Origin of the sequence: Leptospira barantonii, assembly GCF_002811925.1 — a bacterium.
Lineage (GTDB): Bacteria > Spirochaetota > Leptospiria > Leptospirales > Leptospiraceae > Leptospira > Leptospira barantonii.
This window is the reverse complement of sequence record NZ_NPDS01000001.1, coordinates 922,157-944,693: the sequence shown is the minus strand read 5'-3', so window position 1 is coordinate 944,693 and position 22,537 is coordinate 922,157. Positions and strand designations below refer to the sequence as shown.

Sequence of the window (22,537 nt, the reverse complement as noted above, 5' to 3'; positions counted from 1 at the left end):
TCTTGGACGACAGGAGAAGGTTTTTATGAATCCAAAATTCAAACTCGGCGCGTGGATCGCAGGGGGAATTTTTATATTCTTATTTTTATTCCGTCTTGCATACGGTTACGCGTACGGATCCAAAACGGCGGGAACCGACATTTCGTATAACGTTCAATCGGTCGCGAACGGAGACGTCTCCTTCTACAAACAAAACATCGCTTCCAAAAAGATCCGATACGAGAACGCAGGATCTCCTCCGAAAAGTGTGGATCAAAAATACGAAAAGGTCGCGACTCTTGAATCTCAATCCTCCGATATCGAGGATGACGAAAAGAAAGTTCGCGAACTCATCAACAAGTCCGGATCGATCATACAAAATGAAAACAGCTCGGGCTTAAAACAAAGAAAAAACAGAATCATCAAACTCGCGGTTGGTGTTCCTCCCGAAAAGTTCGACGAACTCGTGGATCAGTTTAAGCAGATCGGAAAATCCCTTCTTCTTACGATCGACAAAAAAGATAAGACCAACGAATACAAGGACTTGCAGGCAAAAAAAGAATCTCTTTTGAAAACGAAGAATTCTTTGAACTCTCTCAAAAACAAAGGTGGAAGAATCGACGAGTTCGTAACTCTTGAAAATCGGATTTTGGAAATCGAGGACGAGATTCAAAAACTGGGAATCAGTTTGGGAGAATTCGATTCCGAAAACGAATTCTGCACCGTCTTACTCACGTTATACGAGAATAAATCTTCCGAAGAAATCGGAATTTTTCATCGAATCAAGGTTGCGCTCGAATGGACGATCAAGTATTATCTTCTTTTATCTTTTTGTTTTCTTTTTGCCGTTTTGTCGATTCATTATTCGTTTCCTCTTTTGGAAAGAATTCGGGGGCTCGTTGCGAATCGGATCCAAAAATGATTTTTGTGTGAGATCCTACATTTTCGAATCACGCGGGTGATTTGTGGTAGTTCCCACATCGAGCGGCAATCAGTTGTTCCGACAAAGTATCCGTTTTAAAAATACGTTGATTTTTTTTGACAAGCTTTAGCGCGAATTTTTGTTTTTCAAAAATCGAAGATCAGATAAAAAGGAACGGCTCCTTATGAATCAAACCTAAGAGGAAATTACGATGAACGTCGAAGAAGTTATGAAAGAATTAAGAAATCTCGGATCGGAATCCGTTAAAAAAATCTTTCTCAACCACGGAGCCAAAGGAGAAGTTTTCGGAGTTAAGGTAGGCGATCTAAAAAAGATCCAGAAGAAGATCAAAAAGGACAACGAACTTTCTCTCGGACTTTATAAAACCGGCAACGTGGACGCGATGTATCTCGCAGGATTGATTGCGGACGAAAAACAAATCCAAAAAAAGGACCTTCAATCTTGGGTTAAGAATGCGGGATCTCCCATGATCAGCGAATGTACTGTGGCTTGGATCGCGGCGGAAAGCAAACACGGATGGGAGCTTGCAAGAGAATGGATTTCGTCCGATCAGGAAGGAATCGCGTCCTCGGGTTGGAGCACGTTTTCCAGTCTGTTGTCGATCGTCCCCGACGAACAAATCGACAAAAAAGAAATTTCCAAACTTCTTAAACTGGTAGAGACTAAAATTCATAAATCGAAGAACCGCGTGAAATATTGTATGAACGGTTTTGTAATCGCGGTCGGCGGTTTTTACAAAGAACTTTCCGAAGAGGCATTGGAAACCGCCAAGAGGATCGGAACCGTAGAAGTATTTATGGGAAAGACGGCGTGCAACGTGCCGGAAGCGCCCGGTTATATCCTGAAGATCAAAAAGATGGGAAAGATCGGAAACAAAAAAAAGATGGCCCGTTGTTAAGCGAAGCGAATCGCTGATGGTTTCCTCTGTATAAAACCCGGGAAACATTAGATAATTCCACTATTCTAATCCAGGAAAATCCAAGAAGTTGTGGCTTGGGCATTCCGACTTTCGAATGCTGAAATAAAACGATCCGTTTGCGGAATTTTATTTTTTTTCTTGGTCTTTTGCAAGAATCCGTTCCGCCAAAATCGGAACGAGCTTTTGCATCCCGCAAGTGTTCAAATGTGTATAATCCCCGAAATCACTTACTAAAAAATTCAGACTACCTACTTTCAAACTCGGAACTTCCTTTTCTATAAGTATCGTATCCCATAAGGAATTCTGCGGAAGAACGGCAACGCGCACGTCAAAGTCGGGACGAAAAGGCAAGGACAAGGCGAGCACGGGAACTCCTTTCTCCTTTAAATAAGAAAACAATTCTTTCCAGGCTTCCAAAGAGGATTTTCGAACCCTTTGTAAGGCCGCTTCCGGACTTGGAGGAAGCGCGATCGGATCGGAATTCGGAATACAAATCCCGTCGTAGGGAACTTGTTTTCCCCAATCCAAGTATCCCTTATTTTTTGAATATTCCATTTCCAGAAAACGATTTCGATTTCGATTTATTCTCCACTTTTCAAGGGGATTCCCGGAAAGAAGACGATCCAGATTCTTTTCCGTATAACTGAACTCGTCGCCTTCTCCCACGATCTTTACGTTAGTCGAAACGGAAGCGTTCAAACGTAGAAAGGGAAAAATTCTTCCCAAAAGATAATAAAGACCCGTGGAAAGATTTTTTAGATAAAAATCACCGAAACGAACGTTCGTAAAAATTTCGGGATGAAAAGAATCGTAGTTCAACACGAGGCTTTTATGTGCACTCGCCACGTCCATATCGGAAAGAGAAAACACAGAGCCGTTCACGATCACAAGAGAAGGTTTGATTCCGATTTTCTTTTCGTATTCCAGGTAGCGCAAAAGCATTCCTTCAGGTTGTTCGGAAGGCCTCGGAAGAAACCAAATGGATCGTCCGATTATTTTCTCGAGCTCCATCGGATGAATCCCCGAAAGAATCTGGCTGTCCCCCAGAAACAAAACAGGACCATCCTGCTCGGCGGCTTGCAAAGAAGTCGATTTTGTAAAAAGAGAATCATCCAATCTCGAAAGTCGATCGTATAAAAAGGAATTTTTCTCCTGAAACGGAACCAAATACGAGAATGAGATCGTCTGAAATAAAACAAACAGAGCAAGAAACGAGACCGTAGAAAGTATTAAGTTTTTATAATTCATAGATTCAAGTCGCGCGCCGATTCCGAGTTAAAACATACCTAAAACTGAAAGTAAAAAAATTCTTTTTTTTCGAAAACGCCGAATAGGAAAAACAAAACACCGACTCCGAAGGACAAAGGAACCCATCGATAATACGGTTTTGATACGATCTTCTCCAAAAACGAATCCGTCCCACCCGAATAAATCATCCACGGCTCGACTAAAATCAAAGGCGACAATAAAAATAGCAATTTGATCGCAAAGATCGGATTCCAATAAGCGCCTCCGAGCGCGTTTAAAACCAATGCCCAGAGTTCTCCGGGAGACCGCACTTGAAACAACAACAACCCGAGCGCGAACATCCAGAACGTGAGCAGAGCGCCGAGCAGTTTTAAAACCCATTCTAAAATTTGAATATTCGGAGAAACGAATCTAAGAACGTATTTTTGAAACAGGTTGTATCCGACTACCTGAAGACCACAATAACAACCCCATACAAGATACCCGTATGTGGCTCCGTGCCATAGTCCTCCCAAAACCCATACGATCATGAGATTCATGTTCTGTCTGAATACGGAAACTCGATTTCCACCGAGGGGAATGTATAGATAATCGCGCAACCAAGTGGACAAGGATATATGCCAGCGTTTCCAAAATTCGGAAGGACTCGAAGAGATAAAAGGAAAGTTAAAGTTGAGAGAAAGACGAAAACCCATCATCTTTGCGAGCCCTCTTGCCGCGTCCGTATAACCGCTGAAGTCCGCGTAAACTTGAAAGGCGAAACAAAATGCGATCCATAAGATCATTCCCGGCGGCAACTGCATTCCTGCTTCCATCGCCTTTCCTGTAAAAAGCAAAAGATGATCTCCGATAAATACCTTCTTAAAAATTCCCCATAAGAATAGAATCGCACCCGATAAAAATCCTTCGCTCGTAACCTTTCTTTCCGTTTCGATCTGAGGCAGAAGAGAATCGGGTCTTTCGATCGGTCCGGCCAATAACAATGGAAAGAATAAATCATAAACTCCGAAACGTACGAAGTTCGTGCAGGGAAGAATTTTTTCGGATCGTATATCCGAAAGATAGCTGATATTGTGAAATGTATAAAAGGAAATTCCGACCGGAAGAAGAATCTCCGGCACGACGACCGTCGACTTGGGCAAAACGACTCCTAACGTGTCGTTCCATATACTCAATAAAAACAGAATATACTTAAAGAAGATCAGAATTCCCAAATTTAAGGAAATCAGAAACGTGAAAAATCTCGCCCGACTTCGTCCTTCCAGATTTCCGAGACGAATGCCCCCGGCGTAATTAAACGCGATGCAGAACAAAAGAAGGAGAACCATTTCCGGTTTCCAAAAACCGTAAAAGAACAATCCTCCGAAAAACAAAAGACGGTTTTGTCCGAGATTCCCCAAACGAAGATAGACGATGTAAAAGATGATAAAGAAGACGAGAAAATTCAGAGAATTGAATAACATTCCCTATCTTAGGATTCTTCGAGTAGTTCGAGAATTCTTTCCTTTTCTTTCGTATCGGCGGGATAACAAAGAGTGTGTTGGATTACCGAAGTCTGAAAATCCTTGGATTTTCGATCCGTGTCCGTCAATTTGTTTTTGATTTTACGAATCAGAATTTGGGTTTCTTCCCGATCCTTCCCGTCAAGGATCACGGCGTATTTTCCCTGACCGATTCTATAATTAAAATCGGCTTCGGAAAGATTTTCCTGAATGGCCTTACGCAATTCCTCGCTGTAGGACGCGAAGAATCCGGAACCTTTCAATTTTACCATTCTGGATACATTCTGAACTTTGAATATAGTCAAACTGAAAGAACTCGCAAGTCTTGAGGCTTTCAGAATCATCTCTTGAATCTTCTCCTCCACCGGACTGAACGGGTCTTTGAAAACGGAATCCCTTTCCTGAATGAGCAAAAGATTGGAGAAAACCGGAGCCAATACTTCGGAGATTCCGACTGCGGTTTCACGATCGGAATCCGTCCATGGAACGTCCGTTTCATGAACGATGAGCATACCGACTAACCAGTGTAAGTTGATAAAAGGAATGACTATAAAATCGGACATGAGACCCAATTCGTCGTTCGACAACTTACGCATCAATTCGGGATGTTTTCTAAAATTTTCGATCCGAAAAACTCCGGGGATGTTGGATACGATTCCCACGATCGAACTTTCCAAAGGAAGGGTAAAACTTCCCACGTGCTCCGGAGTAAGAAGATTGGAAGCGAAAACCCGGAACTCGTTTTTAGTATGTCCGTCCAAGATCATAAAGGTCGCGCGTCGCACCTTCAATTCATCCTTAAAGGTAGCGATGAGTTTATCGTACGCCTCGTCCATCGCTCGAATCGAAGCGAAATCGCGTGCGAGAGAAATGATCAACTCGTTGGCTCGAATCACTTCCTTCAGGTTCTGATTTTCCTGATGCAGTTGTTCCGTATCGTAAATTCTTCTGTAAACCGAACCCGCAATCTCTCCGATGATCTTTAAAAACTCAAGATCTTCGATCGTATAATCTTCGCCGCTGATCGTTTTACTCAAAACGATGATTCCGAAAAAATCTTCCAAATAACGGATCGGAACGAGCAATTCCGCTTCGGATTTATTTATGATTTCCTTTTCTTTTGCAGGAAGTGTCGGCTTTAAAAGCTCCTTAGCGTAAAGAACGGAACCTGCGTTATGCACCGCGTGATAAATTTCCTCTTCGGAAGAGATGGTCCATTCCTGATTGAAATTCTCGCCTTGATAATCCTCCAAACGGAAGAATTCTTGATTTCCGTTTTTAGAGGAAAAGATTCCGATCGATTCGGTTCCGATCTGACCCATGATCGAAAAGAGTAAGTTCTCAAAGAAGTTCGCGAAGTCGGTCGAAGCTCCGATTTCTTTGCTGATTTCGAAAACGGAAACGTAGTTATCCAATTTCTTTCTGGAAGCGATTTGAAGATCGATCGGAGACGTGGAGAAGTTGGAATCGTCGTCGAATAAGAATTCTCCCTGTTCCGCGGAAGAAACCTTTGCGTCTTTTTTTGCGGGAGTTCGATTCGCTTCCTGTTCCGCTTCTTTGACCCAATCGGTAAACGGATCCTCGTCCGCAAGATCTCGAACGCCGATCTCGTCCAAGTCCGTGGAGGATTCTTCCGATGCGGTAACGTCGTTCAAGTCGGATAAGGATTCGAGTTCGGAATCGGTTTGTGTTTCCGAATGGGATTCTTCCCCAAAAAGTTCATCCAAGGAAAAATCGTCTCCATCGGATGCGGAATCTTGCATAGGTTCCGCAAACGTATCCTCGCTCATCTCCTCCGTGTGAACTCCTTCCGGTTCCGCGAGTTCGTCCGGAAGATCCAAACGATTCTCATCACCATCGCCTAAGTTCAAATCGGTTTCAAAGGAAGAATCCGGAAAGTCGATCTGTGCGTCGAAATCATCCTGGCTTCCCAAATCAGATTCAAAATCCGTAATGGACTCCGAAGAAGGAGGTGCGACCATCGTCGCTAAAAGCGCTTGAGATTCTACGCTCTGCGAATATTCATCGGGAGCTTCCTTTCTCATACCGAGAGCTTTTTGTAAAAAACTCTTTTTACCGCGAAAGGTTTCCGATTTTTTTAATAAGGATTTCTTTTCTTCCGAATCGGAAGAGGATTTGGACGAGGTTGTGCCCGAGGAATCGGATTTGACTAACTTACTGACCCGATCGAGCAAACCCATCGGTTACACACCAATTTGTTTCATTAGTTTTTTATAAAGTTCGAAATAATCGGATTGTGAGAATTCGCGAATCAGATCGTCCGGAAGATTTCCGAGGAGTTCGTCCAGATAAGTCATGATCCGTTTCATTTCCTCTTTGGAAGGAACCACGTCTCCGGTCGGAGCCGCCGTTTGAGCCGGGGAATCCTCGTCCGGAGTTTTCCGTAATTCCTCCATCGGAGAAAGTTCTTCTTCGTCCGCGTATTCATCGAGAACGATGATCATCTCTTCTTCATCCACGGTCTCCGCAGTAGGAATGATATCGTTCGTAGAACCTAACGGCTGTAAGGTGGAAACGTCTTCGTCCATGGATTCAAACGCGTCTAAATCGGAGGCGGCCGGAAGTTCTCCGAGAAGTTCATTCAGATCCTGTCCCTCTTCTTCGGGAGCTTCAACATCCGAAAGAAGATTGCCGAGTTCGTCTTCCGACAACGCGATCGGACCCTCGTTGTCTTCCGACATATCTTCTTCGGAGGTAAGAATGTGATCCAACTCGTCCGTTGAAAGTGCGATCGGTTCCTCGTCTTCCAAAGGAACTTCTTCCTGTTCGGACAAAGGAGCGTCCCAATCGATCTCCGTATCGGAACCGGGGAACGTTTCAACGCTTGCAGGTTCCGCATCATCGGTAAGAATATGATCGAGTTCGTCCGAAGAAAGTGCAATCGGCTCTTCGGCGTCCGTATTGGAGTCTGCAGTTTCGGCTAACGGAGAATCCCAGTCGATTTCTTCCTCGGAACCCGGAAAGGTTTCGGAAGTTTCGGGCTCTGCGTCGTCCGTAAGTATATGATCGAGTTCATCGAGAGAAAGAGAGATCGGTTCTTCCGCTCCCTCTTCGTCCGTTGAAGACGAAGTCTCCGGAGCAAAATCAAAAGAGGAAACGTCGTCGTTCGTATCTTCGGCTCCGTCCGTCGCGAGAAGGTTTCCGAGTTCTTCGTCGGAAAGTGCGATCGGTTCGTTGTCCTCTTCGGATGTTTCCAGAAAAGAATCAGAAGGAGTTTCCGTTTCCAAAGCGTCGAGGTCGTTCGTAGGAAGTTCGAAATCATCAAAGGATAAAGAATCGTCTTCGGTGGAAGTGGTTTCCGCCGTTTCACCAAGCCCGTCCAATTCGTCCACAGGCAATGAGATCAAATCGTCCTCTTCTCCCGTTGAATTTTCCTCAAAAAGAGAATCCGCGTTTGTTCCCTCTTCCTGATCGGAAGAAAGAAGGTTTCCGAGCTCCTCTTCGGAAAGTGCGATCGGTTCTCCGTCGTCTTCGTTCGATTCTTCCGTTGCGGTCATAGAATCGTCGGGTTCGAAAGAGAAGTCGGAATGATCCGGAATCGTTTCTTCTTCCGCTAAACCGAACTCGTCCGGTCCGCCTAAATTCTGTTCAACGGGAAGGGAGAATGAATCGTCTTCCGAGAACATGGAGCCCGTGTCTTCGGACAAGGAATCTCCTCCGTCCAGAAGATCCGCGAATCCTTCGTTTGAAATTTCCTCGGACGCGGATGGGGTCGTATCGTCGGACAATAAATTTCCGAGTTCTTCTTCGGAAAGTGCGATCGGTTCGTTGTCCTCTTCGCCATCCAAAGAATCGACCGGTTGAAAATCGAAATCGGATTCCGCAGTAGGCGCCATGTCGTCTAACGTGTCAGCGGATGAACCGCCATCGGATTGAATGTTATCCAATTCTTCCAGAGAAAGGGAAATCGGTTCCTCGTCTTCGCCATCCAACGAAAAATCGGAGGTCGTAGAAGGTTCCGCGGAAGATAAATCCTCTATGTTGGATGAGAAATCAAAAGAATCGTTCGAGCCGGTCGAATCTCCGGCTTCCTCCGTATTGTCTGCGAGAAGATTTCCGAGTTCGTCTTCCGACAAAGCGATCGATCCTTCGTCCTCTTCGCCGTCCAAAGAATCTTTGGAAGGTTGAAAATCGAAACCGGATTCTTCCATATACGGAGTTTCTTCCGACATGGACGGAACTCCGTATTCTTCTTCCGGTTCGTCGTCCGTATGGGTGATAAAATCGGGTAAGTCGTCGTCTTCACTTGTGGAAGAAGCGGATTCGGGCGCGCCCGTTCCAAGTATGTCGTCCAACTCGTTTCCGCTCAGAGCGACAGGACCTTCGTCTTCCATGTCGTCTAACGTCATCGAAGACGGAGAGGAACTCCAATCGGGTCCGTCCCCCTCGTCCAAAATTCCTCCGAGTTCTGAGTCGGATAAGGTGATGTTTTCCTCTTCGTCCGCGCCCGGGTTTGAAAAGTCCGCGATCGGAGATTCGGTGGAAGCAATTTCGCCTAACTCGTCTTCGGAAAGGGTGATCGGGCCTTCTTCCTCGCTTAAAAAATCGTCTTCGTCAAAGGACAGATCTCCGTGATCGAGCTCCTCGGTCTCGTGATCGTCCTCCATCGTAAAGTCCTGGAGTGAGAAGTCCGGTTTCACTCCTTGTAGATCGTCTTCGTGTAATGAGATCGGTCCTTCGTCGTGAAGATCGTCGGGCAATCCGAACTCGTCGAGATCGTCCAATTCTTCCCCGAAACTGATCGCGTCGGGTTCCTCGGTAAGATAACTGTCCAACTCGGAGAAGTCCGTGTCGGAATGTTCGGATTCGTCCGCGGGCATAAAAAACGAATCATCGTTTTCTAAATTAGAAATGCTTGATGTTCCCGAACCGGACAATCCGTCTATGTCCAATAGTTTGTCGATTTCCGCGTCGATGAGCGGATCGGTAAGTTCGAGATCGAGTGAATCCTCGTCGAGATTGAATCCTCCGGAAGAGGATAAGGAAGAAGAACTTTCTTCCGGATGAAAGGAGAAATCGTTTTCGAAACTCGAAGGATATTCCTCCCCCGAGCTCGCAATCAGACTTTCTAACGGATCTGCTTCGATAGACATGTCTTCCAATCCGCCGGAGCCGGACTTGGATGGTTCCGGTTCGTTCGAGCCCAACATGGAATCGATATCGTCGAATTGCAGTTCGTCCATACCGGAATCCTGGCCCCCGCCGGGAGAATTATCATCCTTTATCATGTCGTAGTCTTCCGCCATCTTCCTAATAACATTATTCTTTTAATTCAATGACCTGTCCATCCAGGATTTCCCGGTTCAGGTCCTGTTCGGTCGAAGTGTTTTTTTTAATCCCACCCGCGACCCGAATCAAATCTTCAAGGGTATCCCCCGCTTTGAGTTTATAAACTCCGGGATTGTTTACGTTTCCACGGATCGCCGCGGAAATACTCTCGGGTTCGAATACGCTTCGAACCCAGTCCCGGTTTCTTCTCAAAAGAAATCCGACACTTAGGAATAAAACCAATAAGCCGATGATGCGGACGGTTACTTTCATAAGCATCGTTTCCCGATTCTCCATTGTATTCGGAGAAAAGGGAATCTCTGCTACTATTTTCGGTTAGAGGGACCCCTAAAAGTTAGCGCGATGCGACTAAAATTCGGGTTTTTGTTTTTTGGAGGAGAAGATTTTTAGATGCGGACGGAGGTAATTTTTCGGCTTCCGCCAATGCCTTTTTCTCTGTTTCCAGATCGATGTCTTCTTTCAAAGCGCCGTGATCGGTGAGAATGCTGATCGAGTTTTCTTTCACTTCGATAAAGCCGCCTTCCACGGAAAGAGCCTTGATTTTGTCACCCTTACGGATTTCAAGAACACCGATTCCGAGAACCGCGACGAGCGGTGCGTGGTTGGGAAGAATTCCGAAGAATCCTTCGTTGCCGGGAACTACGAGTGAGTCCACCTCTCCCTTATAGAGGATCTTTTCGGGAGAGATTACGGATACGTTCAGTTTATGTGCGGACATGCACTTATCCTTTGTATCCTTTCGCTTTTTCGATCGCGTCGTCGATGGAACCGACCATGTAGAACGCCTGCTCCGGAAGGTGATCGTAGTTTCCTGAAATCACTTCTTTGAAAGAACGAACTGTATCGGCGAGTTTTACGTATTTTCCGGGTGCTCCTGTGAACACTTCCGCAACGTGGAAAGGCTGAGAAAGGAATTTCTCGATCTTTCTTGCTCTCGCAACGAGAACCTTATCGTCTTCGGAAAGTTCGTCCATACCGAGAATCGCGATGATATCTTGAAGATCTTTGTATCTCTGAAGAATTCTCTGAACCTCGCGCGCTACCGTGTAGTGCTCTTCTCCAAGAACTTGTGCGTTCATTACGCGGGAAGTGGAGTCAAGAGGGTCAACCGCAGGATAAATCCCTTTGTCGGAGATCGCACGGGAAAGAACCGTAGTCGCATCCAAGTGAGCGAACGCGTTCGCAGGTGCAGGGTCGGTCAAGTCGTCCGCAGGAACGTAAATCGCCTGAACGGAAGTGATCGATCCTTTTTTAGTGGATGTAATTCTTTCTTGGAGCGCGCCCATTTCGGTAGAAAGGGTCGGCTGATAACCTACCGCAGACGGCATTCTTCCCAAAAGAGCGGATACTTCGGAACCCGCTTGGGAGAATCGGAAGATGTTATCCACGAACAGAAGAACGTCGGTTCCGATGGAATCACGGAAGTGTTCCGCCATTGTAAGAGCGGATAACGCAACACGAAGACGAGCGCCCGGAGGCTCGTTCATCTGACCGTAACAAAGAACGGTCTTGTCGATAACTCCGGATTCTTTCATCTCTCTCCAGAGGTCGTTTCCTTCGCGGGTTCTTTCACCCACTCCGGCAAACACGGAAAATCCACCGTGTTGTTTTGCGATGTTGTTGATCAATTCCTGAATGAGAACGGTTTTACCAACCCCTGCTCCACCGAAAAGTCCGGTCTTTCCACCCTTGATGTAAGGAGCGAGAAGGTCGATTACCTTGATTCCCGTTTCGAATACTTCGGTTTTGGAAGTCAGTTCGTCGAACGCGGGAGCCGGTCTGTGGATCGGACGAGTTTCTTTTACGGTGATCGCAGGACCCTCGTCGATTGTTTTACCGAGAACGTTGAAGATTCTTCCGAGAGTAGCGTCTCCAACCGGAACCGAGATCGGCTTTCCGGTGTTGGTCACTTCTTGACCGCGGATCAATCCGTCCGTAGAGGAAAGAGCGATCGCACGAATCGCCTTACCGCCGATATGTGTTTGCACTTCAGCGATGATGGTTTCTTTTTTTCCGGAAACGGTCGCGTCGATTTCGAGTGCGTTATAAATTTCGGGAAGTTCTCCGTTTTCAAACTCGATGTCCAAAACGGATCCGATGATCTGCTTGATTTTACCTTTATTCATCCAAGTCGCTCCAATACGTGTGATTAGTTCAGTGAATCCGCTCCGGCAACAATCTCGGAAATTTCCTGAGTGATTTTTGCCTGTCTAACGCGGTTGTATCCGCGAGTGAGCAGTTTGATCATTTCCGAAGCCGCGTCCGTCGCGGACTTCATCGCGATTCTTCTTGCGATTTGTTCGGAACAATTCGCTTCGAGGATCGCCTTTAAGAATGCTGTCTTTACGACAAGAGGAAGCAGAGACTCAAGCACGGATTCCGGGCTCGGCTCATACGCGATCATGTCGTTTACGTTTCCGTCTTTCGCAACTTCAAACGGAAGAACTCTCGTCACTTCCGGCTTTTGAGACGCGGAAGAATAATAAACGGTCGATACGATCTCAACGGCGTCCACTTCTTCCTTAGCGAAAAGTTCTAAGAAGAGATTTGCGAATTCTTCGGCTTCTTTGTATCCAGACTTGTCGTCGAGATGTGTGTAGGTTTTTTCCGCCTTTTCACCGGCGAATTTAAAGAAGGAGATCCCCTTCTTTCCCACGATAAAAAGACGAACGTTAACGCCCTCTTTTTTCAACTCGGCCACTTTCGCTTTTGCGAGTCGGTTTACGTTGGAGTTATATCCTCCGCAAAGACCGCGGTTTGCGGTGATGACGAGAAGCGCGACGGTTTTGATCTTGTCCGGTCTTCTGAGGAAGGGGCTATGCACCACTTCCGAAAGAGACGCAAGAGAGGACACGAGTTCCTTGATCTTATTCGAAAAAGGATGAGACGCGTTTACCCGGTCGCTGATCTTCTTGGACTTGGCCGTTGAGACCATTTCCATCGTCCGGGTAATCTTTCTCGTGTTCTTGACCGAGGTGATTCTTTTTTTTATTTCCCTTGGAGTTGCCAAAGTGAACCTCTATCTCAGTGCTTTCTTAAATATTCTTCAGCGATTGCGCTTAAGACTTCCCCGAGTTTTTCTTCATCGGAGATTTTCTTTTCTTTGCGGATTGCATCCAATACTTCGGAGTATTTCTCTTTAATCGTCGTTAAGAGATGTTTTCCGTAATCCTGAACCTTCGCGACCGGAATCTTATCCATAAAACCGCGGGTTACCGCGAAGATTTCCACAACTTGTTCTTCTACCGGGAAAGGAGAAGATACGGGTTGTTTTAACATTTGAACGATTCTATTTCCGCGATCCAGCTGTGCTTGGGTAGCAGGATCAAGTTCGGTTCCGAGCTGAGCGAACGCTTCCAAGTCGCGGAACTGTGCGAGTTCGAGTTTCATCTTACCCGCAACTTGTTTCATCGCTTTGATCTGCGCCGCAGAACCAACGCGGGAAACCGAAATCCCCACGTCTACCGCAGGACGGTTACCGGATGCGAACAAGTTGGACTGGAGGTAAATCTGTCCGTCGGTGATCGAAATCACGTTCGTAGGAATGTATGCGGAAACCTCACCTTCTTGAGTCTCGATGATCGGAAGCGCGGTCAAAGAACCTGCACCGTATTTGTCGTCGAGTTTCGCCGCTCTTTCGAGAAGTCTGGAGTGAAGATAGAATACGTCACCTGGATACGCTTCACGACCCGGAGGACGACGAAGCAGAAGGGACATCTGACGATATGCAACGGCTTGTTTAGAAAGGTCATCGTAAACTACGAGAGTCGCTTTCTTTTCGTTATACATAAAGTATTCCGCCATACTACATCCCGAATACGGAGCGATGTATTGGAGCGGAGCGGGTTCAGCCGCAGTTGCGGAAACCACGATCGTATATTCGAGTGCGCCTTTGTTTCTAAGCATCTCAACCGTAGAAGCTACGGTGGACGCCTTTTGACCGATCGCAACGTAAACGCAGATTACTCCGGTTCCTTTTTGGTTGATGATCGTATCGAGTGCGATGGAAGTTTTTCCGGTTCCACGGTCGCCGATGATCAACTCTCTTTGCCCGCGTCCGACTGGGATCATCGCGTCGATCGCTTTGATTCCGGTTTGCATCGGTTCGCCGACTGGTTGTCTCATCGCGATTCCCGGAGCGGGAGATTCAACGGGTCTTGTAAGTTTTGCGTTGATCGGACCTTTTCCGTCGAGTGGCTCACCTAACGGGTTTACTACGCGACCGAGAAGTTCCGGACCAACCGGAACTTCGAGAATCCGTTTTGTTCTTTTTACGGTGAATCCTTCTTGGATTGCGAGATAATCTCCGTAAACGACCACACCCACGGAGTTGTCTTCGAGGTTGAACGCCTGACCGAAGATTCCGTTTTGGAACTCGACCATCTCACCGGACATCACGTTTTTGAGTCCGTAAACCCGAGCGATACCGTCACCGATCTCGAGGACCGTTCCGACTTCTTCTACGCTGAGGTCTTTCTTATAATTTAAAATTTCCTGTTTGAGAACGGACGTAATCTCGTCTGTTTTAATTTTCATAGATGGCTCCAACCGGTAATTTCTTTTCCAGCATGGCTTTCTTGATTTCCTTGAGCTGGGAAGCGATTGACTTTTCGATTTTTAAGTCATTGAATTGTACGACAAATCCGCCCAGAAGAGACTTATCTTCCGAGACTTCCAGGATGAATTCAGATTTGAATTTTTCCGAAAGTATGGATCCGAGTTTGGTGATTTGAGAAGGTTCTAAAGAAGGATAACTTCTTACTTGCGCGCGAACTCTTCCTTTCTTCTTATCCAGCTCTTCCGTAAATTGCTTTTGAATTCCGGGAAAACTGATGAATCTTCCTTTGTTTAAAAGCACTCCGAGAAAATTCAAAGTAATCTCTGAAATCTTCCCCCGGAGATTTTTCACAAGAATAGCTTCTTTCTCTTCCACGCTTACCGTGGGAGAAAGAAAGAAATTCCTGATTTTCTCCTCTTGAAAAAGGAGCTGAACTAAATCCGCGAGTTCTTGTTCCACTTCTTCCGGAGCAGTAGTTGCTCCTAAAAGTGCGGACGCGTATATTTTCGATACACCGGAATCGTTCATGATTTTATGCGCTCAGTTTTTTGAGTTTTTCTAGTTCGTTTTCAACGAAAGCTTTATAGTCTTCGCTTTTGAGTTGTTTTTCCAGAACCTTGCCGGCGACGGAGATAGTCATATCGACCATCTGAGCCTGCAATTGCTCCAGAGCTTTTCCTTTAGCGAGTTCGATCTCTTTCACTGCCTGATCTTTCTGAGCCTTCACTTCTTGGTTGGTTTCTTCCAAGAGTTTGTTCTTCAGTTTCAGAGCATCGGATTTGGCTTCAGCAACGATCGCGTTCGCCTCATCTTTCGCAGAGTTCAACCTAGCTTCGTAATCCTTTAGAAGAGCTTCCGCTTCCGACCGGAGTTCTGAGGCCTTTTTGATATCGTTCTGAACGGTTTCCGCTCTTTCGTCGAGAGCATTCAGAATTACATCCCAGGCAAACTTTTTCAGAACTAAGACTACGACTAGAAAGGTAACCAGAGTCCAGACTACCAGACCCGGGTTTACATCTAGGAGGCTTAATCCCTTAGCAGCTAAGAGTACCAAGTTTTTACTTTCCTTTTTCTTCGGTTACTGCAGATGCAGAAGCTTTTGTTTGGTTAGCAACAGTAGCTTTCAGACCTTCGTTCAGAGTTCCCGCCGCTTGGAAAGCGATCACGAGAGCGAACAGAGCGGCACCTTCAATAAGAGCTGCAGCGATAATCATTGCAGTTTGAATTTTTCCACCTGCTTCTGGTTGTCTTGAAATCCCTTCAGTAGCGGACCCACCGATTCTTCCGATTCCGAGAGCTGCGCCGAGAATTGCGACTCCAGCCGCGATTCCTACACCAATATATCCTAATCCAAATTCCATATTGCTCATTGCCTCCTGTGTTTATTGCAATATTCTACAATCAATGCCTATGCATACTCAATCCCACGAAAAGGGAAGTGAGTAGAACGAAAATATACGCCTGAAGGAAAGCCACGAAGATTTCCAAGACGTAGATCAATCCGGAGCCGATCACCGAAACGGGAACGATTCCCCAAGATTGAAACTGAAAGATAAAACCCATCAGAGCGAGAATGATAACGTGTCCGGCGGTCATGTTCGCCAAAAGACGCACTGTGAGTGCGAATGTTTTCGCCATCGGAGAAACGATGAACTCCAAAGGCCACATGATCAGATACAAAGGAAGTGGAACTCCGTTTGGAACGGAATGCCAAATGAACTTCGGTCCTTGGTAGATAAAACCCGCGGAGTAAATCAACAACATGGTAAGAAGCGCGAGAGTCATCGTAACGGAAATATCGCCGGTTACGGTGATACCGCTCCAGATTTTTGCGACAAACGGAGCTTCGTGAGAAGAATGAGCCGCGTGATGAACCAAGGTCTCCGGAACCGGTGTAAAAATTCCCAGTTTGGTTCCCGCAAGAACACCGAAGTCTTTACCGACAACGAGCAATTCTCCCACGGAAGGAACCAGTCCCATCAGGTTACAAAAAAGAATAAAGAAGAACAGAGTGAAGATGTAGTGGTAGTATCCGTGTCCGTGGCCGTGCATACTTTCGTCCACGATGTCCTTGCGTAAGAAGTTTACGAAAACTTCCACGGTGTTTGCGAAACGGGACTGAACCTTCAGAGGATTCTTTGCGATGATTTTCGCCGCAGGAATGAAGATGATAAAAAGTAGAAACGCAACGATCCACATCATAGTGACCCGTTTCGTGATGTGCATGTCGAACCCGCCGACAAAGTGAAAACGTTTTCCGGTTTCGTGATCGGTAAAGATCGAAGAAGTGGAAGGATCGAAACCGTTTTCGCCTTCGAAAACCTGCACGCCTCCGAAGTTCAACGGAAATTCGGCGTTGTCCATCAAGTGATGAACGATCACTTCGTTTAGATCAAAGGTAGCTTCGTGAGAAGATTCCTCGGATGCAAAAACGGGAAGTTGAAGTAATACGACTAAGAGCGCAAAGAAGATAAACTTTTTTGTCATAAAAGAAGTCTTGTTTAAAACCATTTTTCGAGTCGAAAGCGGAAACGCGAATTTACGAACCACTTGCACAGAATTGGCGATATTCCGGCATTTTTTGTATGTATGAGCGATTCCGGAAATTCAGCTCGCGAATACAACTATTAGAAAGTGGCTGAAATGGGCAATAAAAAAACCAATTATAAGATCAGAACTATCGTTCTGTGAAACTGCGATCCAAAGGCCTATTCCGTTGCAAAAGAATGAGACTGCCATAATGCCCATTTGAATTTCCGCACCTTTTTCGGGGTATTTGAGAATCACAAGTATCTTGAGTAGATAAAACGGAACGAGCAAGAACAGCGCGAGAATACTTCCTGAAAGAAATTTTCGATCCGGATAATAGAGCTCATAAGAGATCGTAAGAATCAAAATCTGAATCGTAAGACCTAAGAGATATTTCTTTAAACTCATGCGATTCTTCTTTGTATCCTTTTCGTTTCTGGTTCCAGGAAGAATGGATCACGCCGAAAGCATATTCAAATTTGGTAAATTCTTTAAAATTCAGAAGGAGTTCCCACGTTTTGTCGAAAACGTCCGGGGGATCTTCATTCTTCCTTAGCGTGGGCGAGGAGAAACCGGCGACTTAGAAGAAGGCGGAATCAAACTCGAATCCAAGGCCGGACCGTCCCAAATCATTCGAATAAAATCCGGATCGGAACGAAACGAATTAAAATCTTGGTCTTTTTCAAAGTCCGCGGTTTGTTTTCCCAAAAAGAACGCGATCTTCATATATTGAAGCATCTCTTGTTTGTTTCCTTGAAGCGCATACAAACAGGCGAGATTGAAAGCGAGCCTCGCATCTCCGATCGGATTCGGAATCATTCTTTGGATCAAAGGAAGAAATTGAGAATCCTTACTCTCACTCGTATAAGCGATCAGATCTGCGGTAAAGTATTCTCTCGCGGAATAAAGATTTCCGGTTTTCGTTCCTTGAAGAGTGATATCTCCAATTCCAAGAAACGGAATCGTTTCCGAATAAAGTTTCGCGATCAGAGCCGCGGAAGCCCATTGTTTCTGGACGACGTAAGAATTAAATTTTGAGGCCGATTCGGCGAGAATATAATTTCTAAGAGATTCCTTGAGTTCGGGAGAATCTTCGTTCCCTACCGTTTGCAAGTTTTCGATAAATTCTCTTTCCGCTATTCTTCGTTCCTGCCCTTCGTTTTGTTCTATGGTTTGAACCGATTTCGTCCAACGTTCCGACGGTTTTAGAGGAAACAAAGCGGCACAACTCAGGAGATACCCGGTTGAACAAACGAGGAATAAACGATAGATAAGATTCAAGTTCATGGACGCCAATCGATTGTGAAAGAGTAACCAGAGGACCGAGAAAAGTTTTCCCGTTTTTTGTTTGTGAGGATTTTTTTTGAGATCTCTGAACTGTCGTTCAGATCGACGGGAATTAGAGAAAATCGGAACTTACAAAGAATGACTCGGAGCGTAATTCGATTCTTACTTTTTTAAAGTGGTTCTGTAGATGATGTAATAGATTCCGTAGGAAAACCCGAGAAGACAAGCGCCTAACAATCCGAACGGGGAAGAATGGAATTTCGTATCCATATAATTTCCAAGATACACCGAGCCGACGACGATGACCGCAAACTCCATTCCGAGCCCCGCAAATTCCCAAGGAGAAACTTCTTTTTCTTTCGGCTTAGAATCTTTTTGAAACCCAGATGCGTCCGGAACATTCCGAACTTCTTGATTCTTGTTCTTATCTTTATCTGGATCGGAAGATTCTAAATTCTTTTCGGACATATACGTGAACCGTTTCGTTTGAAGACGTTTAGCGGAGAATCGAACCGATTCGATTCCAACGCACTTCCATTCTCCAGATTCTATAACGAAGAGTGCGCTCGATCCAGCCCGCCCTGCTCTCTTCTCGCACTAAACCGATCTCGGAAGGATGACAATTTTTTACAAGGTCTTCACCTTGGTATCGTTCTGCGAACTCGGGACCTTTTTCGGAAAGTTCCTTACCGTTTTTGTATTCGCAGACGTTGTCCTTCCAGTTGATCGAAAAATAAATCACGAGGGCCTTCCCGAGAATGTCTTCGCGTTTTACGAATCCCCATGCGCGGGAATCGTGAGAATCGTCTCGGTTGTCTCCGACAACCATGTATTGATTTTCGGGAATTTCACACCCGATTGAAAAATTGCATTCGTAACCGTCGAGGCGTTTGCGATCCTCTTCGTAACCTTCGAGAACGTAATGTTCGAATCCGGGTTTCTTTTCCAAAAACAAGGATCTTGTCGGAGCGTACAGATTGTCCAAATCTCCGAGCACATCCCCTTCTTCCACTTCCACGGGATCGTATCCTTGGAACGTATCGGAACCCTTTTCCTTGTATTCGATGACGGAATAGTTTACGTTTCCTTTTTTCGTGGAAAGAAATTTCGAAGAGATTCGGATCGTATCACCCGGAAGACCGATGACTCGTTTGACATAACGTTTTGCAAAGAATCCTTCCCGGCTATCCCCGAGGCTCAGAGCCCGGAGCGGGGGTGCGAACGTTACGATATCCCCCCGTTTTGGATCGTCGATTCGGAAAAGTTCGGACTCGGTAAAGGGCATTCGAACCGAGTATCTCATCTTGTTTACGAATAGAAAATCCCCGATTTTTAAGGTGGGAATCATCGATCCCGAGGGGATATTATTCGCGTCTAAAACCGAGGATTTGAAGGCAAATACCAGGATCACGATGAGAATAAAGGAAAAAGTAGAGCTAAGAGGAGATTCTTCCCCATTGGACGAATCTTTTGTTTTTACCTCGGGTTCCAGGTTCATAGGGAAAGCAAAAAGAATCTCACTTCAGTTGTCAATCCTGCGTTAAAAATTCTATCGGTTTTTCAAAATCCGTCGATACTTCTTATGTGAAAGAGCAGATAGACCGCAAACTCATCGAACTCAGAAGGACCCTCGTTTCTCTTACCGATCAGTATCCGATCTGCGGACTGAAAGGTGGAACCGAAACTGAGGATATGGACGCGGATGAAATCCGAATTCTCCATTTGGTGGCTAAGGATCTGATCCCGGTCACCGTTAAAATCGGAGGACCGGAGGCGAGGACGGATATCCGTATGCTCGCCAAAGAGGAGATCGAAGGAATCTGCGCTCCTATGATCGAATCCTCGTACGCTCTTAAGAATTTTATTCAGACATTAAAAAGTATGCTCACTCCCGTGAACTACGGCAAGGTTTCCAAGTCGATCAACCTGGAAACGATCACGGGTTATAAGAATCTTATGGAAATCGCGGACTCCCGTCCCTTCGAGGATTTGGATCAGGTCACCGCGGCTCGTTCCGATCTTTCGGCTTCTATGGGTTTGATTCCGGACGACGAAGAAGTGATGAGAGTTACGAAGAATATCGTTTATCTCTCGAGAGAAAGAGGGAAAAGAACCTCCGTCGGCGGAACGATTACAAAATCGAATTTTAGAAAAATCGCGGAAGCGATCGGTCCCGATCTCATCAACTCGAGACACGTCGTCGTAAACGTCCAAGACTCTTTGAAAAAGAGCGCGGAAGAAGTTGCCGAAGCGATGTTGTTTTTCGAGATTGAACTCTACGATCTATTCTCCGTTTTAAAACCCGAAAAGGCTTTCTCTTATAAAAACAGAATGGAAACCAATCGGGAAAGAATCGGAGCGAGAAAGGTTCTTTACTCGATCCGATAAGAATGGCGAAAGACACCCGGGATCTCATTCTCAAAACTTCTCTTAAACTTTTTTCCGAGCAGGGTTATCACGGAACCACGATGAGACAGGTCGCGTCCAAGACGGGCATGTCTCTCGGGCTCGCGTATCGTTATTTCGATTCCAAGGAAGCGATCTTGGAAGGAATCATCGAATCACATGATAAAATTCTAAAACGTTATGTGACCGACGAGGTTGTGGCCAATCCGAGCCGAGAAGATCTGATCGTCAACGTTTCCGAAAGTATCATCACTCTCGTTAAGGAAAACGAGGACTATCTCCGTCTCTATTGGAACCTGATGCTTCAACCGAAGATTCACCGTTTGAAAAGAAGAAACATTCATCTTGTGAATATGATCTTTTTTGAAACTTCCAAAAAAACGATCCGTTCCATCAAACCGAACTACACCGAGTTCGAGATCAAAAATCTCGCGTCGACTACGATCGGTTATATGATCAATTATCTTACGAATAAGAAAGAATTCTCCCTCGACGATTTTCGAAACTTTCTCGTTCATACTCTGAGGAATACCTAGAGATCGGGAATTTGTCGTAGTTCCGACGATTTTGTAGTAAAAAGCTGAGCCCTGTGACGCGACCCATAGGGAGCGACCGCTGAGTTGAACAAACTCAAACCTCGTTTCTATTGTCACTCGGTTAGGGTGAGGCGGTGGGAAACATTCCGGCAAACTTTCCGTATCAGAAAAACGTTCTTTTTGCAAGTTCAATTCGTTTCTTGAGTTGTCGTACCTCCGACAAGATTCTCCCCAAATTTATTTCCTTGCCAGCCTCGCCGAGACGAATACCCTCAACCGTCGGAGACATTCCCTTTGAAGCGGATCTTATTTACGGAATTCTTTCCCGAAGGAAGCCAGGAAAAATCGGTGGCAGGCCCCTGCGAAGCCCTTCTCGAAGCGGGCGAGAAACCGGTCGGTCTTCCGGAATTGGATTGGCTTTGTTCGAAAGGACTTGTTTGGATCGATCTCGATTCCACCGAAGGCGAAGACTTGGATTTTCTCGCAAGGGAATGCAACTTTCACCCGCTTGCAATCGAAGACTGTATCAATAAAAATCAAAGACCGAAGCTGGAAGAATACGGCTCTTACATATTCATCGTTCTACATCGTTTTCAATACGACGCCGATAAAAAAGTCCTAAGGAGCAACGAGATTCATATCTTTTACAACGAGAAATTCGTGGTAACGGTTCATCAAAGGGAAGAACCTCTGATCGAACAACTCAGGGCACGTTGTATGACACATGGGAATCCTCTTTCTCGGGGAACCGATCAGATCCTTTACATGCTTTTTGATCAGACGGTGGATTCCAATTTTCCGATCTTGGATAAGATGAGCGAGGAGATCGTTCGGATCGAGGCCCAGATTCTGGTCAACCAAGACAGCCAACAAACGATCGCGGGAATTCTTTTCTTAAAACGAAACCTGACTCGGATTCGCAGAGTTCTTTCTCCTCAAAGAGAAATAGTAAACAGCCTGATCCGCCGCGATAATAACTTTTTAAGTCCGAAGATTCAGATTTATTTTCGGGACGTCTACGATCACTTGAGTCGATTGTATGAAACGATCGATATGGATCGGGATCTTTTAGGGAACACGATGGACGCGTATTTTTCGGTGATCTCCCAAAGAACGAACGATATTGTTAAGCGACTTACCTTGATCAGCTTGATCTTTATGCCCCTTACCTTTCTGACCGGTTTTTTCGGAATGAACTTCACCGCGATCCCGTACGACAGCCAGCCGTTTTTATTTCTTACACTCGGACTCGCGTCCCTCATTCCTCCCGGAATGATCTACTGGTTCCGTAAAAAACATTGGTTCAAAGGTTAGAATCGA

At 45.6% G+C, this 22,537-nt stretch carries 21 protein-coding genes and 2 pseudogenes; 5 read left to right on the top strand and 18 right to left on the bottom strand.

Annotated elements, in window-relative coordinates:
- The first annotated feature begins 25 nt into the window (after window positions 1-25).
- Window positions 26-901, top strand: coding sequence for a DUF4349 domain-containing protein (locus CH367_RS04525; protein WP_100761250.1), 876 nt, complete (start codon window positions 26-28; stop codon window positions 899-901).
- Window positions 902-1,112: 211 nt separating this feature from the next.
- Window positions 1,113-1,820 carry a DNA alkylation repair protein gene (locus CH367_RS04520; protein ID WP_100761249.1) on the top strand — a complete coding sequence of 236 codons (708 nt, stop codon included), beginning with the start codon at window positions 1,113-1,115 and terminating at the stop codon, window positions 1,818-1,820.
- A 147-nt stretch (window positions 1,821-1,967) separates the two neighbouring features.
- Here the strand turns inward: CH367_RS04520 and CH367_RS04515 are convergent, their stop codons facing one another.
- The 18 genes and pseudogenes from CH367_RS04515 to lepB all read right to left on the bottom strand — a co-directional run bounded on the left by CH367_RS04515 (window position 1,968) and on the right by lepB (window position 19,773).
- The gene (locus tag CH367_RS04515) at window positions 1,968-3,089 is read right to left on the bottom strand and encodes a hypothetical protein (RefSeq protein ID WP_100761248.1); all 1,122 of its coding nucleotides are present in this window, start codon (window positions 3,087-3,089) and stop codon (window positions 1,968-1,970) included.
- Window positions 3,090-3,127: 38 nt separating this feature from the next.
- Window positions 3,128-4,552: an MBOAT family O-acyltransferase gene (locus tag CH367_RS04510; RefSeq protein WP_100761247.1), complete on the bottom strand. Its 1,425-nt coding sequence runs from the start codon at window positions 4,550-4,552 to the stop codon at window positions 3,128-3,130.
- Between the two features lie 8 nt (window positions 4,553-4,560).
- Window positions 4,561-6,177 (bottom strand): annotated as a pseudogene (locus CH367_RS04505) (hypothetical protein); the annotation flags it as partial.
- A 446-nt stretch (window positions 6,178-6,623) separates the two neighbouring features.
- Window positions 6,624-6,792: pseudogene (locus tag CH367_RS21135) on the bottom strand (GAF domain-containing protein); the annotation flags it as partial.
- Window positions 6,793-6,795: 3 nt separating this feature from the next.
- A complete protein-coding gene (locus tag CH367_RS04500) occupies window positions 6,796-9,840 on the bottom strand; it encodes a midas domain-containing protein (protein WP_244284467.1) in 3,045 nt (1,014 codons plus the stop codon).
- A gap of 31 nt (window positions 9,841-9,871) precedes the next feature.
- A complete protein-coding gene (locus CH367_RS04495; protein WP_100761363.1) occupies window positions 9,872-10,153 on the bottom strand; it encodes an SLBB domain-containing protein in 282 nt (93 codons plus the stop codon).
- Between the two features lie 82 nt (window positions 10,154-10,235).
- On the bottom strand, window positions 10,236-10,619 hold the full coding sequence (gene atpC / locus CH367_RS04490) for an ATP synthase F1 subunit epsilon (RefSeq protein ID WP_010574142.1): 384 nt from the start codon (window positions 10,617-10,619) through the stop codon (window positions 10,236-10,238).
- Window positions 10,620-10,623: 4 nt separating this feature from the next.
- Window positions 10,624-12,027, bottom strand: coding sequence for a F0F1 ATP synthase subunit beta (atpD, locus tag CH367_RS04485; protein WP_100761244.1), 1,404 nt, complete (start codon window positions 12,025-12,027; stop codon window positions 10,624-10,626).
- A gap of 23 nt (window positions 12,028-12,050) precedes the next feature.
- Window positions 12,051-12,911 (bottom strand): ATP synthase F1 subunit gamma, encoded by an 861-nt coding sequence (gene atpG / locus CH367_RS04480; protein WP_100761243.1) that lies wholly within the window; start codon window positions 12,909-12,911, stop codon window positions 12,051-12,053.
- A 14-nt stretch (window positions 12,912-12,925) separates the two neighbouring features.
- Entirely contained in the window at window positions 12,926-14,437 is a 1,512-nt protein-coding gene (gene atpA / locus CH367_RS04475) for a F0F1 ATP synthase subunit alpha (RefSeq protein WP_100761242.1), read from the bottom strand.
- On the bottom strand, window positions 14,427-14,987 hold the full coding sequence (gene atpH, locus CH367_RS04470; protein ID WP_100761241.1) for an ATP synthase F1 subunit delta: 561 nt from the start codon (window positions 14,985-14,987) through the stop codon (window positions 14,427-14,429). Before atpH ends, atpA begins: the two co-directional genes overlap by 11 nt.
- Before the next feature lie 4 nt (window positions 14,988-14,991).
- Window positions 14,992-15,513 (bottom strand): F0F1 ATP synthase subunit B, encoded by a 522-nt coding sequence (locus CH367_RS04465; RefSeq protein WP_100761240.1) that lies wholly within the window; start codon window positions 15,511-15,513, stop codon window positions 14,992-14,994.
- A gap of 4 nt (window positions 15,514-15,517) precedes the next feature.
- Complete coding sequence (locus CH367_RS04460) at window positions 15,518-15,820, bottom strand: ATP synthase F0 subunit C (protein ID WP_100761239.1); 303 nt, start codon at window positions 15,818-15,820, stop codon at window positions 15,518-15,520.
- A gap of 40 nt (window positions 15,821-15,860) precedes the next feature.
- Window positions 15,861-16,970, bottom strand: coding sequence for a F0F1 ATP synthase subunit A (atpB, locus tag CH367_RS04455; protein WP_100761362.1), 1,110 nt, complete (start codon window positions 16,968-16,970; stop codon window positions 15,861-15,863).
- Between the two features lie 96 nt (window positions 16,971-17,066).
- Window positions 17,067-17,396, bottom strand: a complete 330-nt coding sequence (locus CH367_RS04450) for a hypothetical protein (RefSeq protein ID WP_100761238.1) — start codon at window positions 17,394-17,396, stop codon at window positions 17,067-17,069.
- A 144-nt stretch (window positions 17,397-17,540) separates the two neighbouring features.
- Window positions 17,541-18,275, bottom strand: a complete 735-nt coding sequence (locus CH367_RS04445; protein WP_244284466.1) for a TPR end-of-group domain-containing protein — start codon at window positions 18,273-18,275, stop codon at window positions 17,541-17,543.
- Window positions 18,276-18,437: 162 nt separating this feature from the next.
- Complete coding sequence (locus CH367_RS04440; RefSeq protein WP_100761237.1) at window positions 18,438-18,743, bottom strand: AtpZ/AtpI family protein; 306 nt, start codon at window positions 18,741-18,743, stop codon at window positions 18,438-18,440.
- Between the two features lie 28 nt (window positions 18,744-18,771).
- Window positions 18,772-19,773: a signal peptidase I gene (gene lepB / locus CH367_RS04435; RefSeq protein WP_100761236.1), complete on the bottom strand. Its 1,002-nt coding sequence runs from the start codon at window positions 19,771-19,773 to the stop codon at window positions 18,772-18,774.
- 86 nt (window positions 19,774-19,859) lie between these two features.
- On the opposite strand from lepB, the gene CH367_RS04430 reads away from it, so the two are divergent.
- From CH367_RS04430 to corA, 3 genes are all read left to right on the top strand, one after another.
- Window positions 19,860-20,663 carry an aldolase/citrate lyase family protein gene (locus tag CH367_RS04430; RefSeq protein ID WP_100761235.1) on the top strand — a complete coding sequence of 268 codons (804 nt, stop codon included), beginning with the start codon at window positions 19,860-19,862 and terminating at the stop codon, window positions 20,661-20,663.
- Window positions 20,664-20,665: 2 nt separating this feature from the next.
- Window positions 20,666-21,217 carry a TetR/AcrR family transcriptional regulator gene (locus tag CH367_RS04425; protein WP_100761234.1) on the top strand — a complete coding sequence of 184 codons (552 nt, stop codon included), beginning with the start codon at window positions 20,666-20,668 and terminating at the stop codon, window positions 21,215-21,217.
- Between the two features lie 294 nt (window positions 21,218-21,511).
- A complete protein-coding gene (corA, locus tag CH367_RS04420; RefSeq protein WP_100761233.1) occupies window positions 21,512-22,531 on the top strand; it encodes a magnesium/cobalt transporter CorA in 1,020 nt (339 codons plus the stop codon).
- Window positions 22,532-22,537: the final 6 nt, after the last annotated feature.

Coding starts and splice junctions, on each gene's coding strand:
- CH367_RS04525 (WP_100761250.1), top strand. CDS start 26: ATGAATCCAAAATTCAAACTCGGCGCGTGGATCGCAGGGGGAATTTTT.
- CH367_RS04520 (WP_100761249.1), top strand. CDS start 1,113: ATGAACGTCGAAGAAGTTATGAAAGAATTAAGAAATCTCGGATCGGAA.
- CH367_RS04515 (WP_100761248.1), bottom strand. CDS start 3,089: ATGAATTATAAAAACTTAATACTTTCTACGGTCTCGTTTCTTGCTCTG.
- CH367_RS04510 (WP_100761247.1), bottom strand. CDS start 4,552: ATGTTATTCAATTCTCTGAATTTTCTCGTCTTCTTTATCATCTTTTAC.
- CH367_RS04500 (WP_244284467.1), bottom strand. CDS start 9,840: ATGATAAAGGATGATAATTCTCCCGGCGGGGGCCAGGATTCCGGTATG.
- CH367_RS04495 (WP_100761363.1), bottom strand. CDS start 10,153: ATGAAAGTAACCGTCCGCATCATCGGCTTATTGGTTTTATTCCTAAGT.
- atpC (WP_010574142.1), bottom strand. CDS start 10,619: ATGTCCGCACATAAACTGAACGTATCCGTAATCTCTCCCGAAAAGATC.
- atpD (WP_100761244.1), bottom strand. CDS start 12,027: ATGAATAAAGGTAAAATCAAGCAGATCATCGGATCCGTTTTGGACATC.
- atpA (WP_100761242.1), bottom strand. CDS start 14,437: ATGAAAATTAAAACAGACGAGATTACGTCCGTTCTCAAACAGGAAATT.
- atpH (WP_100761241.1), bottom strand. CDS start 14,987: ATGAACGATTCCGGTGTATCGAAAATATACGCGTCCGCACTTTTAGGA.
- CH367_RS04460 (WP_100761239.1), bottom strand. CDS start 15,820: ATGGAATTTGGATTAGGATATATTGGTGTAGGAATCGCGGCTGGAGTC.
- atpB (WP_100761362.1), bottom strand. CDS start 16,970: ATGGTTTTAAACAAGACTTCTTTTATGACAAAAAAGTTTATCTTCTTT.
- CH367_RS04450 (WP_100761238.1), bottom strand. CDS start 17,396: ATGAGTTTAAAGAAATATCTCTTAGGTCTTACGATTCAGATTTTGATT.
- CH367_RS04445 (WP_244284466.1), bottom strand. CDS start 18,275: ATGAACTTGAATCTTATCTATCGTTTATTCCTCGTTTGTTCAACCGGG.
- CH367_RS04440 (WP_100761237.1), bottom strand. CDS start 18,743: ATGTCCGAAAAGAATTTAGAATCTTCCGATCCAGATAAAGATAAGAAC.
- lepB (WP_100761236.1), bottom strand. CDS start 19,773: ATGAACCTGGAACCCGAGGTAAAAACAAAAGATTCGTCCAATGGGGAA.
- CH367_RS04425 (WP_100761234.1), top strand. CDS start 20,666: ATGGCGAAAGACACCCGGGATCTCATTCTCAAAACTTCTCTTAAACTT.